Genomic DNA, 15,649 nt, shown 5'->3' on the forward strand with positions numbered 1-15,649 from the left:
TTGTTCCACGTGAAACAATCGTAGTTTTTTAAATGATTATATCATGCCGAATCTAGTAGAAGTAATTGTTAAATGAAAAACAAGCCCGCATATTTAATCGTAAAAGACCATTCCGTTTCGAATGAGAAATTTCAGTTGCTTCATAATTTAGAGCTAGATATGCTTGAAACTTTTCCGCAGCCAAAACCCGAAAAACTTTCAGAATATTACAAAAGCGAAGACTATATTTCGCACACCAATTCCAAGCGGAATTTAATGGAAATCTCGTATCATTTGGTGAGGAAAATATCTTTGAAAAGAAAGGTGAAACTTATTAATTCATTTCAATCAGAAAACAAAACACTTTTAGACGTTGGGTGCGGAACAGGAGATTTTTTAAAAACAGCTTCCGATAACAATTGGAATATTACGGGAATTGAACCTAATGCTGATGCTCGTAAAATAGCTAACACCAAAACAAACAATTTAGTTTTTGATATCGGCCATTTGGAAAAGTTGAAGCCAAACAGTTTCGATGTAATTACTCTCTGGCATGTTTTAGAGCATTTGCCTAATTTAGATGATCACATTAAGGCAATAAAGTTATTACTTAAATCTGATGGAACCTTGGTAATTGCGGTCCCAAATTTTAAAAGTTATGATGCGCAGTATTACAAAGAATTTTGGGCAGCTTATGATGTGCCCAGACATCTTTGGCATTTTTCGAGAGAGTCGATCGAAAAATTATTTGGAACAGTTGGCTTAAAATTATCGAAGACATTACCAATGAAATACGATTCATATTATGTTTGTTTGTTGTCTGAAAAATATAAATGCGGATTTATAAATCCACTCAATGCATTTTGGATTGGTATGCGATCTAATCAAAAAGGAAAACGGTCTCAGGAGTATTCTTCACATGTTTACGTCCTTAATAATGAAAATCTTTAGATTAACGGCTAATTATGGTGGTTTATCTAGTAATATATGGAATATGTCGCCTAAAATTTAAAACCCCGTCAAATCGTTTATTTAGAGCTCATTTGTGATAGATATTTTATATGATCTGATATAGACAAAATAGGTTGTGTCTATAATTGAATTTTTATGCGATTCAAGACATTACTTTCATACATTTGCAAAAATTAATAGAAATAATATTATGAATAAAATAGTAACAGGTTTAGTTGCAATATTGTTTTTAGCGTCGTGCCAAGAACAGCAGAAAATCGGATTTATCGATAACGGTGAAGTTATTAATGAATACCAAATGAAAAAGGATATCGAAAAAAAGTTTGAAGGTCAAAATGCTGATTTCTCAAAAGTAAGAGACAGTATTGCGCAGGTATATCAGACAGAGGTTCAAGCGATACAAGTACGTTTAGCCAAAATGTCCCCTCAGAAGCAACAAGAAGAATCGCAAGCCTTTTCTCAAAAATGGCAACCAATGCAACAGCAAATGCAATTTCAGCAGCAGCAAATGGAACAGGCCTTTAATACAGAAATGGATTCTGTAATCTCAAACGTGAATGATTTTGTTGAAAAATACGGTAAAGACAATGGTTATACATTCATTTTAGGCAAAAACCAAGCAGGTAGCGTATTATATGGAAAGGAAAGCAGCGATATTACAGATGAAGTTACCAAAGCAATCAATGAGGCTTATGGTGTAAAAGATTCGGGCGAGGGTAAAGAGGCTGAAACTTCGGAAGATGACACTGAGACAGAAGAATAATCTTAAAAGAATTAAATCTTAAAACCTAAAGCGAAGGCCAATCTTATGATTGGCTTTTTTTATGCAATAATCTAGTTAACCTAATCGACAAATCGGTAAGGATAATTTTAGAGTTGCCATTACGTTCAATGTGATAAATGGCGTCTTGTAAGTGCTCGGATATTTCTAGAATATTTGATTCATGAACAAACGGAGCGAAATTTTCAAGTTTAAAACTTTGAGATTTTGGCTCTAGATAAACGAGCTCATTAGCCTTATAGTTAAGTAATAATGCCTGTCTAAAATAATTCAAACAAAAGTCAAGAAATTTCTTTTGTGTCTCTCGACCTGTTTTTGCAATTTCTTCAGACCATGAAATTAAATCGTGGATTGCTGCTTTATTGCCCTTTGCTTTAAAAGCCGAACGTACCCATAGTACAAACCACTTTTCAAATTGTATATCCTCACTATCTTGATAAATAAGGTCAGCGGCCTTATTATAATTGCCATTGGCCTGATGAGCAATTTTTGTGGCTACCGAAGTTTCAATATGGTATTTTTTAACCAAGGCTTCAGTAATTGCATTTTCTGCTAAAGGAGGAAAATGTAGAATTTGACAGCGTGAACGTATGGTATTGATAATTTGCTCTTCGTCTTCAGCAATTAATATAAAAATGGTTTTTTCTGGAGGCTCTTCAACAAGTTTCAACAGCTTGTTAGCACAAGCAGTATTCATTTTTTCGGCCATCCAGATTAGCATCACTTTATAGCCACCTTCGTAAGATTTTAAGGCTAATGATTTTACAATTTCATGAGCCTCATCCACACCAATTTGCCCTTGCTTATTGTCCACACCAAGCAGCTTGTACCAATCAAATAAATTTCCATAAGGCTGTTGGTCAAGCAGTTGCCTCCATTCCTCTAAGTAATAGCTGGAAACGGGCTTACTTTTTACTTTATCGCTTGTTGTCACAGGAAACGCAAAATGCAAATCTGGATGCGAAAAATTTTTGAATTTGACATTGCAAGTTTCTTTTCCTCCGGTATTTTCACCGTTGATGTTGCCGCACAAAATATATTGTGCATATGCTAGGGCCATAGGCAAAGTTCCGGAACCCTCTGGTCCGATAAATAATTGTGCATGGGCAACCCGACCGGAATCTACACTAGTAGTCAGGTGATTTTTTATGTGTTCTTGCCCTAAAACTTCAGAAAAAAGCATACGGCAAAACTATGTAATATTTTGCCGTTACAAAACTTTACTTTTAACGGAATGAATATCAAGGCCGAATTTTCAAAATTGAAAATCTAATGGTTTGCCAAATGCCCAATATGCGCTTATATTTGTTATTTAAATTTTATAAAATGAAGACTGTAGAAGATTTTAATTTTAAGAATAAAAGAGCACTTATTAGAGTGGATTTTAATGTACCGCTGAATGATAACAATGAAGTAACGGACACCTCTAGAATTGATGCTGCAAAACCTACAATTATCAAAATTTTAGAAGACGGAGGTAGTTGTGTTTTGATGTCTCATTTAGGAAGGCCAAAAGGTAAGCAAGAAGAGTTTTCACTAAAGCACATAGTAAATACTATTGAGGATATTATGGGCGTAGAGACCAAATTCGCCAATGTAAGTGTTGGGAAGGAGGCTCAAAAACTGGCTGATCATCTACAACCTGGCGAAATATTATTACTAGAAAATTTACGCTTTCAAGATGAGGAAACCTCTGGAGACAAGGATTTCGCTAAACAACTGTCTAAACTAGGCGATATATACGTAAATGACGCGTTTGGTACAGCACATAGAGCGCATGCCTCAACAACTGTTGTTGCTCAATTTTTTCCAGACAATAAATGTTTTGGATATTTATTGGCAAAAGAAATTGAAAGCATACAAAAAGTTATGGAAGATGGAGAAAAACCGGTTTTAGCTGTTCTTGGCGGAGCCAAAGTGTCATCTAAAATCACAGTAATTGAAAATATTTTGGACAAAGTAGATCATTTAATAATTGGAGGAGGGATGACCTTTACCTTTATTAAAGCTCAAGGCGGAAAGATAGGTGATTCAATTTGTGAGGATGACAAGATGGATTTGGCACTTGATATTCTCGAACAGGCCGAAGCTAAAGGAGTAAAAGTTCATTTACCTGTAGATGTGATTGCAGCTGATGCTTTTGCAAATGATGCTAACACGCAAGTTTGCGACGTAAGACAAATACCAGATGGATGGCAGGGTCTGGATGCTGGACCGGATTCTATCCGAATTTTTGATAATGTTGTGAATCAGTGCAAAACCATATTATGGAATGGGCCATTAGGAGTTTTTGAAATGGAAAACTTTGCAAAAGGAACCGTTGAGCTAGGAGATTCTATTGCAAAAGCAACAAAAAACGGCGCGTTTTCTTTAGTTGGAGGCGGCGACTCTGTAGCTGCAGTAAAACAATTTGGCTTCGAAGACAAGGTGAGCTATGTCAGCACTGGTGGTGGCGCAATGTTAGAGAGTCTTGAGGGAAAAACATTACCAGGAATTGCAGCAATTTTAAAATAAATTGCTAAAAAACACTATTTTAGAGCCTTTGACGTTTAAAATGTCAGAATTACATTGGATAAACTTTAAGTGAACTATGGCTATCAATAAACTTTTGGCATTTTGCTTTTGTACCTTTTTGGTTTGTGGATTTTCACAAACCAAAACCGACAGTACGAGCAAAGAAAAAGTAGTTTTAAAAACTACTAAAGATTCAGTTATTGATGGTAAAATCATTAACTCACAGAATATAATTCCCGTAGAGCTGGACTCCATATCCATAAAAAATTTGGAAGATTTACCTAAGGCGGCAGAACTAGATGAAAAATGGCTTGAAGAACTATATAGCAACACACTTTTTGATACGATTTACAAATCGGTAACAGAGTTAAACTATGAAGATGTAGATTACCCAGAACTTTCAACAGACACTTTAAAAGCAAGATTGGAGCGTCTAAATGCAAGAACCCCGTTTAACGTGGAGTATAATTCGTCTTTAGAAAGTGTTATTAAAAGCTATCTTAAATACAGAAGGTCATCATTAGAGCGCCTTATGGGACTTAGCCATTTTTATTTTCCGATGTTCGAGCAAGAATTTGATAATTACAATATTCCACTTGAGATGAAATATTTATCTATAGTGGAATCTGCTCTAAAACCAAGAGCAAGATCAAGGGTTGGAGCAACAGGCTTATGGCAGTTTATGTTTGGTACAGGAAAAGAGTACGATTTGGATGTAACCAGCTATGTCGACGAACGCAGTGACCCAATAAGGTCGACGACTGCTGCTGCTCAATATCTATCGAGGTTATATAAAATTTTTGGTGATTGGGATTTGGCTTTGGCGGCCTACAATTCGGGTCCAGGAAATGTGAATAAAGCCATAAGGCGTTCTGGTGGTTATAGAAATTATTGGAATATTAGACAGAATTTACCAAGAGAAACCGCAGGATACGTGCCCGCTTTTCTTGCGACAATGTACATCTTTGAGTATGCCGAAGAACACGGTTTTAAACCTGAACGACCAGCGTTTCAACTTATTGAAACCGATACTGTACACATTAAACAAATGATTACGTTAGATCAAATTTCTGAAACCACAGGCGTGAAAATTGAAGAATTACAGTTTTTAAACCCCTCCTATAAATTGGATATTATTCCAAAAGTAGAAGGAAAAACCTATACTTTAAGATTACCTAGAGAGGCAGTTGGTGTGTTTGTTTCAAACGAAAAACAGATATATGAATATGTCAACAAGGAATTGAATGAACGCGAAAAACCATTACCGCAGATTTTTAATGCTGAAAGCAAAATAAGATATCGTGTTCAAAATGGAGATTACCTCGGGAAAATCGCTCGAAAATATGGTGTAAGAGTAAGTCAATTAAAACAGTGGAATGGCTTAAGAAGCAATAATCTAAAAATTGGCCAAAGACTTACAATTTATCCCAGAAAACCAATTGTAAGCGCTACCACAAAACCCATTAGAAAAGTAGTAAATACTGACGGCAAGAAAGTTTATAAAGTAAGATCAGGTGACTCGCTTTGGAGCATTGCACAAAAATTTTCTGGAGTTTCTGTTCAAAATATCAAAGATTGGAACGATATTAGTAGTAACAAACTTAAAATAGGAATGACATTGGTTATTTCTAATTAAATGAAAACCAAGAAAATATTAGTTATGAAAGTTTTTTACACCGTGTTGTGCTGCTTTTTATTATTATCCTGTGGCGAGGAAAATAAAAAAGGGGATCAACGATATTTGCCAGACTCCAATGGTAATCTCAATAATATTTCAGTTGTTGTGGACAATCAACTATGGGAGGGTAGCGTAGGCGAGGAAATCAGAACGATTTTTGCGGCACCTTTAGAGGGATTGCCACAGGACGAGCCGTTATTTTCAATGCGTCAGATTCCGCCAGAAGTATTTACGGGCTTTGCCGCTTACAGTCGCATAGTTTTAAAAATAGAGAAAGGTACAGATGAAGCTTCTGCCAGGATTGCAGAAGATGCTTTTGCAAAACCTCAAACTGTTGTTATAGTAAGTGGAAAAACTAATGCTGAAATTATTGATGTGCTCAAAGCTAATGAGGACAAAATCATTGACGCTTTTAATAAAGAGGAAGTAAAAGAAAAGCAAAGACGCATCAATAAATCTCTATTGGATGATAATGCTATGGAAACCAAACTTGGTTTCACAATTGATATTCCTTCGGCTTATAAAATTGGTAAATCTACGGATGATTTTTTCTGGGTTCGAAAGAGCTTAAGCAACACCAAAACAATGGATCTCATGTTTTACGAAGTTCCGCTAGAAACTATTAGTAAAGAAGATAGTACTATTGTAGACATTATAAAAATGAGAGATGAGGTCACCAAGACAAAAATCCCGGGTGAGGATGATATTTACATGACCGTGGAAGATGCCTATGCACCATCACTTTTTGAAACTATAATTGACAATAAGCCCGCTTATGAGGTTAGGGGTGTTTGGGAAGTTAAAGGCGCATACATGGCTGGACCATTTGTAACCTACGCTATTGAAGATAAAATTAATAATCGCTATCTCATTGCAGACGGATACGTATACGCACCATCGCTACAGAAACGAGAATATATTTTTGAACTGGAAGCTATCATAAAATCCATTGAAATTAAATAAGATATTTAAATCAAAAAAAGCCAACTCATTTGAGTTGGCTTTTTTACTATCTATAGGTTTTTTTATTCTTTTTCTTTCGCCTTAGACGTTGAATCGTTCTCTTTGCTAGCGTCTTTAAATTCTTTTAAACCGCTTCCTAGGCCTTTCATTAATTCAGGGATTTTTTTGCCACCAAACAACAATAGCACAACTACTGCTATCAAGACCACTTGTGGCCATCCTATCCATAAAGGGATTATGCTTAAACTCATAACTTTAGATTTAGATTGCAAAGTTAGTAATTAAAGTTTAATAACGGTATTCTAAATTGAACTTTAGGACTTTATTAGCGTGCTATTTCACTATTTTAACTAATTTTGTTTTAATGGCAAAAAAGCGAAAGAAAGATAAGAAACTAGCCAAGAAGCTGCTTCACAAGTACCGTTTGGTCGTGCTTAACGAAGATACTTTTGAAGAACGCTTTGCTATTAAACTCACTAGGCTAAACGTATTTGTACTAGTGTCTCTTTCGGCTATTTTTCTGATTTTTTTCACGATTCTACTTATCGCTTTTACACCGCTTAGAGAATATATTCCAGGATATTCTTCTACACAATTAAAAAAACAGGCATCTAATCTAAATTACAAGACTGACTCCCTAGTGAATGAATTAGAGCTAAACAAGCAATACTACGCCTCAATCCGAAAAGTTTTAACAGGAGATGTTTCTACTGTAGAATTCGACAGGGACTCTATAATAGAGGCTGCTAAAAATGATGTTGGCATCATTGACGTAACTACGAATAAAGAAGATTCAATTTTAAGGGAGAAGGTTGATAAAGAGGATAAATACAACTTATTTGAGGGTGCCGGAGACAAATCTAACTATATACTGTTTCCACCCGTAAATGGCACAATTTCAGAATCATATAACATTGAAGATAAGCATTTCGCAGTGGATGTTGTCGTGCCAAACAATACACCGGTAAAAGCCACGGCTGATGGTACAGTCATTTTTGCCGAATGGACAGTAGAAACCGGTTATGTTGTTATAATCGAACATAATCAAGAGCTCATTTCTGTTTATAAGCATAATTCTTCAATTACAAAATCACAAGGCGATTTGGTAAAAGCAGGTGAGGTGGTTGCGATGTCAGGAAACACCGGTGATTTAACCACAGGGCCACATTTGCATTTTGAACTTTGGAGTAAAGGTTATCCCGTGAACCCAACTAATTTTATTGATTTTCAGTAATGCCGTCATTTAAAGCTTCTCTATCAAAACCATTTGCTAAATTCATTGCTTTTCGTATTAAGCGGTGGGCTTCAAAACCTGTTGAAACCCAACAAAAAGTCTTTCAACATTTAATAGGTGAGGCAAAAAACACTTCGTTTGGTAAGGACCATGAATTTTCATCTATAAATTCTTATGAAGATTTTAAAAACGCGGTACCGATTAGAGATTACGAAGATTTAAAACTCTATGTCGAGCGTGTAGTAAAAGGAGAAGCAGATGTGCTTTGGAAAGGAAAACCGCTCTATTTTGCCAAAACATCTGGCACTACTTCAGGAGCTAAATATATTCCTATCACGGCTGAAAGTATGCCGACTCATGTAAATGCAGCTAGAAATGCCATTTTACTATACATTAATGAAACAGGTAACTCCAAATTTGTTGATGGTAAAATGATTTTTCTTCAAGGAAGTCCAGTTTTGGAAGAACAGAACGGCATAAAACTCGGAAGACTTTCAGGCATAGTAGCGCATTATGTTCCAAAATATCTTCAAAAAAACAGAATGCCAAGTTTAAAGACCAATTGCATTGAGGATTGGGAAACAAAGGTTGAAGCTGTAGTTGAAGAAACCATGGATGAAAACATGACAGTGATTTCTGGGATACCATCGTGGGTACAAATGTATTTCGAAAAACTCATAGAAAAAAAAGGAAAAAAAGTGGGTGAGATTTTCAAGAATTTTAACCTATTCATTTTTGGTGGTGTTAATTATGAACCTTATCGAGCCAAGTTTGAAAGCTTAATCGGAAGAAAGGTAGATAGTATAGAGCTGTATCCTGCGAGTGAAGGATTTTTTGCGTTTCAAGACAAACAGAACGAACAAGGTATGTTGCTACAGCTCAACTCAGGTATATTTTATGAGTTTGTTGAAGCCGATAAATTTTTTGATGATAAATCTGAGCGAATAACCATTAAAGATGTTAAAATCGATGTTAATTATGTGATGGTCATCTCAACCACTGCTGGGCTTTGGGCTTATAACCTGGGAGATACGGTAATGTTCACCTCGCTTAAACCGTATCGTATAGTTGTTAGCGGTAGAATAAAACACTTTATTTCGGCATTTGGAGAACATGTTATAGGAAAGGAAGTTGAGCAAGCCCTAAAAGAAGCTACTGAGAACACTTTAATTTCCGTGAATGAATTTACAGTTGCGCCACAGATTAATCCAGAAAAAGGTCTACCATACCACGAATGGCTCATTGAGTTCGAAAATGAACCCGATAATCTCGATGGTTTTATAGATAACCTAGACACGTCGCTACAGCAACAAAACAGCTATTATTTTGATTTGATAAAGGGAAAAGTTCTTAAGCCATTGAAAATATCAAAAGTGAAAAAAGACGGATTTCAAACTTATATGAAATCCATAGGTAAATTAGGTGGTCAAAATAAAATTCCAAGGTTGGCCAACGACAGAAAAATTGCAGACGCACTTCATCAACAAAAATTAATCAAATAAACCTATATTTACACGCTAAATACGGATATGAGCCGAATAAAAAGACATGAAAGAACGAGAGCTCAAGAGAGTTCGAATGCAATTGAGCGTATGTACATTACCATGCGACACCTTTTTAATCGAGGGTTTTATAAGCCCATGGGTGTTTCAGGTGAGACACTAAGAGAATCCCTTTTGCTTTTAAGACCGGAAATCTATGGTTCAATAGGTGACGAAAAGGCGGAACTGGACGGGTTATTGTACGTTGTAGATCGTTTACCTCATGGTATTGAAGAATGTACATTCATTAATCTTACAAGTGACGAAGGCTATACAAATTCTCATTTCACGCCTATAATTCCACCGAAAAGGAGGCGAAATTGTTATCGTATAGATGACGAGCAAATGAATATTGAAATTACTAGAGGACGCTCAGAGATTTATGATATTCTTACACACCTCACTTTTCTTTTCGTTGAATCGCACAAAATAAGTAAACGTGTAATTATTGACGATGAAGGTACCACGGTTAGAGATTGGATAAAACTTGAATCTGCTGTGAAGAAAGGAAAAAAACTCACGCAAAAAGAACGAGAAATAGCTATAACTCATACAGCTAATATTTTGGGAAGAACATTTAATGAGCTTACCGAGGCATACCCCAAGTTTGCAACAACAGAGCAGCCGGAGCGTTTGTTGCACATAGTATATTGGCTAGGTAAGTTAGCTATTGAAGAGACAATAAATAACAACAAAAGAACGATTACTTTTAGTCCAGTATTGCGAGAACGCTTAGGTCATCACATTCATGGAGAAATTTGGGCAAACACCATTAAAACAGTACTCCATAAAAATGGATTGCTTGAGCGGCCTATTCACATTATAAGTGCCAATATGCATAGTGTTATGAACTCTATATTTACGCACACCACATTAAAAGGTGTGGATGCTAAAAAGGATATTTTTGAAGTTTATGCCGCTTTAAGCAATTCCAAAAATGCCGCCATGCGCAATAAAGTGAATAAAGCAGCGTTGCAAAATGGCATGATTTATATAAAAGATACTTCAGGTACTAATATCGATGTTCAAATATTTGATACGGACAGAATAGACTTTTCCAAAACAAATTTCAAATATTCTGAAACTGAAAAAGAAAAGAAAGCAGTTATATTTGTTATGGATTATGCCTTTGGAGAGCAAGCTTATGAAACATTAGACGAGTTTTTAAAACCTATAAAGGTTGAGGGCAGGCAAGTTCATTTAGATGTGAAGTCCATTTCTATAATGGGAAAAGCAGGCATTTTAGAAGGAGGAAAGGGAGATATAATGATTCCTTCAGCACACATTTTTGAGGGTACAGCGGATAATTACCCTTTTAATAACGAACTCAATAAAATGTGTCTAGAGGATTGTGGAGTAGATGTTTACGAGGGCACAATGGTCACTGTTTTAGGCACATCTTTACAGAACAAAGAAATCTTAAAATTCTTTAAGAATTCAACTTGGAATGTGATTGGGCTGGAAATGGAAGGTGCGCATTACCAAAAAGCGATACAAGCCGCCGCTAAAGTTAGAGGGAGTATTAATGAAGATGTCAAAGTGAGATATGCTTATTATGCTAGTGATAACCCTTTAGAAACTGGGAGCACTCTAGCTTCCGGTGGTTTGGGAGCCTCTGGTGTTAAACCGACATATGTAATAACAAAAAAAATACTAGAACAAATATTCAATTCTTAAAATATGAGTGAGAAATTACCAAAAGAGTCACAGAACGAAGAAGTTGACTTAGGGCAGTTGTTTAAGATTATTGGAGACGCCTTTAATCGTTTGATAAAATTTATAGGAAGTATTTTTAAAGTTGTATTTGATGTTATTATTTTGTTTTTGCTTTTTATCCAAAAACATCTAGTCAAATTTGCAATCGTTGGTATTATAGGTTTTTTAGTAGGGTATTTTGTTGACACAAAAACTGAAACGAGATACATATCAACCATGGTTTTAGAACCCAATTTTAACAGTGTTCAACAATTATATAATAACATAGATTTTTATAATGAATTAGCGGAGGCTGAAGACTCAACAGCACTTGCGGAAGCTTTGAACATTCCTGTAAGTGAATCGGCATTTATAAAAGAATTTAGTGTCGAATCCTATTCTGATGAAAACCAAAAAATATTGTTGTTTGATAGATTTGTTCGTAGTTTGGATACAACAACTCAAAAAGCTATTGATATAGAAGCATATCTTGAAAATTTTAACTCTTATGATGCCCGTTTCCACACTGTTTCTGTGATTGCAACCGATAAAATGATTGCCAAAAAATCACAACCTGCTATTATTAATTCCATTTCAAAAAATGAATATTTTAATCTTCAAAAAGACATAAGTGAAATTAATATACAACTACAAGACAGTCTTTACAAAAAACAAATAGTTGAAATTGACTCATTGCAATTATTCTACAAAAAGGTAATGATGAAAGAGTTAGATCGCCCAATGGAAGGCACAACAATTAGTTTAGGAGAAAATGGCACAAAAGAAAACAAGGAGATTGCCTTAATTGACAAAATGGAAGAATTGAAAACTAAGTTAGTGGAATTAAATAATCAACGGGCAAATAAATCAAATATTCTAAATGTGATTTCTGACTTTCCTTCGAAAGGAGTTGAGGTGCACGGCATAACGGAAAGCTATAAGTTTATTTTGCCATTATTCCTTGTGAGTTCAATGCTCTTGTTTTTTATGTTTCTTTCTTTAAATACCTATCTTACGAGGTATAAAAAAAATAGAGTATGACTATTTTGGTTACTGGTGGAGCGGGCTTCATTGGCTCGAATTTCATTATCTATTTTTTAAAAAATCATACAACTGTTCGTATAATAAACTTAGACAAGCTCACTTATGCGGGTGAGCTTTCTAATTTATCAGAACTAGAGGGAAACAACAGATATACTTTTGTAAAAGGCGATATTTGCGATACAGCGCTCTTAAACCAATTATTTAAAAAATATAGCATATCTGGGGTCATTCATTTTGCTGCAGAATCTCATGTGGATAACTCTATAGAAAATCCAAATACATTTATTAGAACAAATATAAACGGTACTTTCAATTTATTAAACGTATCCAAAAATTTCTGGATGAAAGCACCGTTCATTTTCAATAAAGGTATGGAACATGCTAGATTCCACCATATTTCAACTGATGAAGTTTACGGTAGTTTAGGCAAAAAAGGGCTATTTACAGAACAGACACCTTATGCTCCCAATAGCCCATATAGTGCGTCAAAAGCCTCATCGGACTTTATAGTTAGAAGCTACTATCATACATACGGAATGAATGTAGTGACAACTAATTGCAGTAATAATTATGGGCCTAAACAACATGACGAAAAGTTGATTCCAACAATTATAAGAAAAGCTATTAACAATGAGAAGATTCCAATTTATGGTGATGGAAAAAATGTAAGAGACTGGTTGTATGTGGAAGACCACTGTGCTGGTATAGACCTGGTTTTTCACAAAGGTAAATCAGGAGAAACATATAATATTGGAGGTAAAAACGAAAGAAACAATTTATACATAGCAAATAAAATTTGTGATATTTTAGATAAATTAAAACCGAAAACTGTTCCGTATGCAGAGCAAATTACTTTTGTTCAGGATAGACCAGGACACGACTATAGGTACGCAATTGATGCCAATAAAATTGAAAATGAGCTTGGCTGGGAAGCTAATGAAAATTTTGAAACAGGTATTATTAAAACAGTAAATTGGTATTTAAAAAAGTATAAGAAATGAAAGGTATTGTTTTAGCTGGTGGCTCAGGCACTAGACTTCATCCACTTACATTAGCCGTGAGTAAACAGCTAATGCCTATTTACGACAAGCCTATGATTTATTACCCCATTTCAACATTGATGTGGGCAGGAATACAAGAAATACTTATTATTTCAACATCGAGTGACCTTCCGCTTTTTAAAAAATTATTAGGTGATGGAAAAGATTATGGCTGCCATTTTGAATATGCAGTCCAAGAAAAACCTAACGGATTAGCTGAGGCATTTGTTATAGGAGAAGATTTCATAGGAAGCGATAAAGTGGCACTCATATTGGGGGATAATATATTTTATGGCACTGGATTGGCAGATTTGCTTCAGAAAAACAATAATCCAGATGGCGGAATCATTTATGCCTATCATGTTCTTGACCCAGAACGTTATGGAGTAGTCAATTTTAATAGTCACGGAATAGCCATTTCTATAGAAGAGAAACCAAAAAAACCAAAATCTAATTTTGCGGTTCCCGGAATCTATTTCTATGACAATTCTGTTGTAGAAATTGCTAAAAACATAAAACCCAGTCAAAGGGGAGAGCTTGAAATAACGGATGTTAATAAAATATACTTGCAACAAGGTAAGCTTAAGGTTAGCGTCTTGGACAAAGGCACAGCTTGGTTAGACACGGGAACTTTTAAATCGCTTATGCAGGCATCCCAGTTTGTTCAGGTAATTGAAGAAAGGCAAGGGTTAAAAATTGGAGCAATAGAAGAGGCGGCCTACAAAATGGGCTATATTGACACAAAACAATTCAAAAAAATTGTAAAACCATTGATAAAAAGTGGATACGGAAAACATTTATTGAGTATCATTTCCAAGTAATAATATGCGAGTCGTTAAAACAAGTTTAGAGGGTTGCTTTATAATTCAACCAAGAATCTTTAAAGATGTACGCGGTTATTTTATGGAGAGCTTTAATCAGGAAAAATTCAAGAATAAAACAGGTTTAGATATTTGTTTTGTTCAAGACAACGAATCACTTTCCTCAAAAGGTGTGCTTAGGGGTTTACATTTTCAACAAGGAGAATTCGCTCAGGCCAAATTAATAAGGGTTATTAAGGGAAGCGTGTTGGATGTAGTTGTGGATCTCAGAAAAAATTCAGAAACTTTCGGGAAACATTTTTCAGTAGAACTTTCAGAAAAAAACAAAAATCAGCTGTTCGTACCTAGGGGTTTTGCCCATGGGTTTGTGGTCTTAGAAGACCAGACACTTTTTAGCTACAAATGTGATAATTATTACAATAAAAGTTCAGAAAGCGGAATTATGTACAATGACCCACTTCTCAATATCGATTGGCGATTATCAGAAAAAGAATTTATTCTTTCAGAAAAAGATTTATCGTTACCAAATTTTAAAGATTTAAAATCATGAAAACCATACTTGTCACGGGAAAAGGTGGCCAGTTGGCGCAGTGCATTCGAGATGCATCCTCAAAATATTCGAATTTTAAGTTCATTTTTAAATCATCTACAGAATTAGATATTACTAACAATATAAAAGTAAATTCTTTTTTTAGTTCAGTATACAAAATTGACTATTGTATCAACTGTGCAGCTTACACAGCGGTAGATAAAGCAGAGACCAATATTGACGAAGCAATTGAAGTTAATATTGAAGGTCCAAAAAACTTAGCTAATGCGTGCCTGAAAAATGGAGCTATATTAATTCACATTTCAACAGATTTTGTTTTTGACGGAAAACGTTCCATACCTTATGCTGAAAACTCTAAAACGAACCCCTTAGGAATTTATGGCAAAACCAAACTCGAAGGAGAAAATATTGTCACTGAAATTTTAGACCAACACTTTATTATCAGAACATCTTGGTTGTATTCAGAATACGGAAGTAATTTTGTGAAAACAATGCTCAACCTTGTACAAAAAAAAGATGAATTAAGCATTGTTGGAGATCAAATAGGTAGTCCAACATACGCTAAAAATCTGGCGGACGCCATATTAAAATTTGTATATACTCAAAGCAATAACTATGGCATGTATCATTTTAGTAACAGAGGACAGTGTAGTTGGCACGATTTTGCAAAAGAGGTTTTTAATTTAAGTAACAATAAAATTAAATTGAACAAAATTCTATCCAAGGCTTATCCCACACCGGCAATCAGACCTAATTATAGCGTTTTGGACAGTTCAAAAATCCAGAGAGAATTAAATATTGAAATTCCTAATTGGAAAGAAAGTCTCGCTCAATGCA

The 15,649-nt window shown here is 35.1% G+C and carries 14 protein-coding genes and 1 pseudogene; 13 read left to right on the top strand and 2 right to left on the bottom strand.

Annotated features, from left to right (window positions below; genetic code table 11):
- The first annotated feature begins 72 nt into the window (after positions 1-72).
- Both HM983_RS06700 and HM983_RS06705 read left to right on the top strand, forming a co-directional pair.
- Positions 73-930, top strand: coding sequence for a class I SAM-dependent methyltransferase (locus HM983_RS06700; protein WP_179344615.1), 858 nt, complete (start codon positions 73-75; stop codon positions 928-930).
- Between the two features lie 211 nt (positions 931-1,141).
- Entirely contained in the window at positions 1,142-1,714 is a 573-nt protein-coding gene (locus tag HM983_RS06705) for an OmpH family outer membrane protein (protein WP_179344616.1), read from the top strand.
- A 43-nt stretch (positions 1,715-1,757) separates the two neighbouring features.
- Here HM983_RS06705 and HM983_RS06710 read toward each other — a convergent pair whose 3' ends face one another.
- Positions 1,758-2,915, bottom strand: a complete 1,158-nt coding sequence (locus HM983_RS06710; protein ID WP_179344617.1) for a DNA polymerase III subunit — start codon at positions 2,913-2,915, stop codon at positions 1,758-1,760.
- Between the two features lie 143 nt (positions 2,916-3,058).
- Here HM983_RS06710 and HM983_RS06715 point away from each other — a divergent pair, with 143 nt between their 5' ends.
- The 3 genes from HM983_RS06715 (at position 3,059) to HM983_RS06725 (ending at position 6,887) form a co-directional block, all read left to right on the top strand.
- Positions 3,059-4,246, top strand: a complete 1,188-nt coding sequence (locus HM983_RS06715; RefSeq protein ID WP_179344618.1) for a phosphoglycerate kinase — start codon at positions 3,059-3,061, stop codon at positions 4,244-4,246.
- A 76-nt stretch (positions 4,247-4,322) separates the two neighbouring features.
- Positions 4,323-5,882, top strand: a complete 1,560-nt coding sequence (locus HM983_RS06720; RefSeq protein WP_179344619.1) for a LysM peptidoglycan-binding domain-containing protein — start codon at positions 4,323-4,325, stop codon at positions 5,880-5,882.
- Positions 5,883-5,906: 24 nt separating this feature from the next.
- On the top strand, positions 5,907-6,887 hold the full coding sequence (locus HM983_RS06725; protein WP_179344620.1) for a DUF4837 family protein: 981 nt from the start codon (positions 5,907-5,909) through the stop codon (positions 6,885-6,887).
- A 62-nt stretch (positions 6,888-6,949) separates the two neighbouring features.
- Here the strand turns inward: HM983_RS06725 and tatA are convergent, their stop codons facing one another.
- Positions 6,950-7,138, bottom strand: a complete 189-nt coding sequence (gene tatA / locus HM983_RS06730; RefSeq protein ID WP_179344621.1) for a twin-arginine translocase TatA/TatE family subunit — start codon at positions 7,136-7,138, stop codon at positions 6,950-6,952.
- Between the two features lie 113 nt (positions 7,139-7,251).
- Between tatA and HM983_RS06735 the strand changes: the two genes are divergently transcribed.
- The 8 genes and pseudogenes from HM983_RS06735 to rfbD all read left to right on the top strand — a co-directional run.
- Positions 7,252-8,121 carry a M23 family metallopeptidase gene (locus HM983_RS06735; RefSeq protein ID WP_179344622.1) on the top strand — a complete coding sequence of 290 codons (870 nt, stop codon included), beginning with the start codon at positions 7,252-7,254 and terminating at the stop codon, positions 8,119-8,121.
- Positions 8,121-9,623 (top strand): GH3 auxin-responsive promoter family protein, encoded by a 1,503-nt coding sequence (locus HM983_RS06740; RefSeq protein ID WP_179344623.1) that lies wholly within the window; start codon positions 8,121-8,123, stop codon positions 9,621-9,623. Before HM983_RS06735 ends, HM983_RS06740 begins: the two co-directional genes overlap by 1 nt.
- A 27-nt stretch (positions 9,624-9,650) precedes the next feature.
- Complete coding sequence (locus tag HM983_RS06745) at positions 9,651-11,339, top strand: DUF6909 family protein (protein WP_179344624.1); 1,689 nt, start codon at positions 9,651-9,653, stop codon at positions 11,337-11,339.
- Between the two features lie 3 nt (positions 11,340-11,342).
- Complete coding sequence (locus tag HM983_RS06750; RefSeq protein ID WP_179344625.1) at positions 11,343-12,398, top strand: hypothetical protein; 1,056 nt, start codon at positions 11,343-11,345, stop codon at positions 12,396-12,398.
- Positions 12,395-13,402 carry a dTDP-glucose 4,6-dehydratase gene (rfbB, locus tag HM983_RS06755; RefSeq protein ID WP_179344626.1) on the top strand — a complete coding sequence of 336 codons (1,008 nt, stop codon included), beginning with the start codon at positions 12,395-12,397 and terminating at the stop codon, positions 13,400-13,402. The genes HM983_RS06750 and rfbB overlap by 4 nt, the downstream gene beginning before the upstream one ends.
- A complete protein-coding gene (gene rfbA, locus HM983_RS06760) occupies positions 13,399-14,262 on the top strand; it encodes a glucose-1-phosphate thymidylyltransferase RfbA (protein WP_179344627.1) in 864 nt (287 codons plus the stop codon). Before rfbB ends, rfbA begins: the two co-directional genes overlap by 4 nt.
- 4 nt (positions 14,263-14,266) lie before the next feature.
- On the top strand, positions 14,267-14,812 hold the full coding sequence (rfbC, locus tag HM983_RS06765) for a dTDP-4-dehydrorhamnose 3,5-epimerase (RefSeq protein ID WP_179344628.1): 546 nt from the start codon (positions 14,267-14,269) through the stop codon (positions 14,810-14,812).
- Positions 14,809-15,648 (top strand): annotated as a pseudogene (gene rfbD, locus HM983_RS16030) (dTDP-4-dehydrorhamnose reductase); the annotation flags it as partial. The gene rfbC and the pseudogene rfbD, both read left to right, overlap by 4 nt.
- Position 15,649 lies beyond the last annotated feature (1 nt).

Origin of the sequence: Winogradskyella ursingii (genome assembly GCF_013403975.1) — a bacterium.
GTDB classification, from domain to species: domain Bacteria; phylum Bacteroidota; class Bacteroidia; order Flavobacteriales; family Flavobacteriaceae; genus Winogradskyella; species Winogradskyella ursingii.

What these genes read in the sequence shown, in the direction of transcription:
- HM983_RS06710 (WP_179344617.1), bottom strand. Translation starts at nt 2,915, where the DNA reads ATGCTTTTTTCTGAAGTTTTAGGGCAAGAACACATAAAAAATCACCTG.
- rfbB (WP_179344626.1), top strand. Translation starts at nt 12,395, where the DNA reads ATGACTATTTTGGTTACTGGTGGAGCGGGCTTCATTGGCTCGAATTTC.
- HM983_RS06720 (WP_179344619.1), top strand. Translation starts at nt 4,323, where the DNA reads ATGGCTATCAATAAACTTTTGGCATTTTGCTTTTGTACCTTTTTGGTT.
- HM983_RS06750 (WP_179344625.1), top strand. Translation starts at nt 11,343, where the DNA reads ATGAGTGAGAAATTACCAAAAGAGTCACAGAACGAAGAAGTTGACTTA.
- rfbA (WP_179344627.1), top strand. Translation starts at nt 13,399, where the DNA reads ATGAAAGGTATTGTTTTAGCTGGTGGCTCAGGCACTAGACTTCATCCA.
- HM983_RS06740 (WP_179344623.1), top strand. Translation starts at nt 8,121, where the DNA reads ATGCCGTCATTTAAAGCTTCTCTATCAAAACCATTTGCTAAATTCATT.
- HM983_RS06745 (WP_179344624.1), top strand. Translation starts at nt 9,651, where the DNA reads ATGAGCCGAATAAAAAGACATGAAAGAACGAGAGCTCAAGAGAGTTCG.
- tatA (WP_179344621.1), bottom strand. Translation starts at nt 7,138, where the DNA reads ATGAGTTTAAGCATAATCCCTTTATGGATAGGATGGCCACAAGTGGTC.
- HM983_RS06715 (WP_179344618.1), top strand. Translation starts at nt 3,059, where the DNA reads ATGAAGACTGTAGAAGATTTTAATTTTAAGAATAAAAGAGCACTTATT.
- HM983_RS06700 (WP_179344615.1), top strand. Translation starts at nt 73, where the DNA reads ATGAAAAACAAGCCCGCATATTTAATCGTAAAAGACCATTCCGTTTCG.
- rfbC (WP_179344628.1), top strand. Translation starts at nt 14,267, where the DNA reads ATGCGAGTCGTTAAAACAAGTTTAGAGGGTTGCTTTATAATTCAACCA.
- HM983_RS06735 (WP_179344622.1), top strand. Translation starts at nt 7,252, where the DNA reads ATGGCAAAAAAGCGAAAGAAAGATAAGAAACTAGCCAAGAAGCTGCTT.
- HM983_RS06705 (WP_179344616.1), top strand. Translation starts at nt 1,142, where the DNA reads ATGAATAAAATAGTAACAGGTTTAGTTGCAATATTGTTTTTAGCGTCG.
- HM983_RS06725 (WP_179344620.1), top strand. Translation starts at nt 5,907, where the DNA reads ATGAAAGTTTTTTACACCGTGTTGTGCTGCTTTTTATTATTATCCTGT.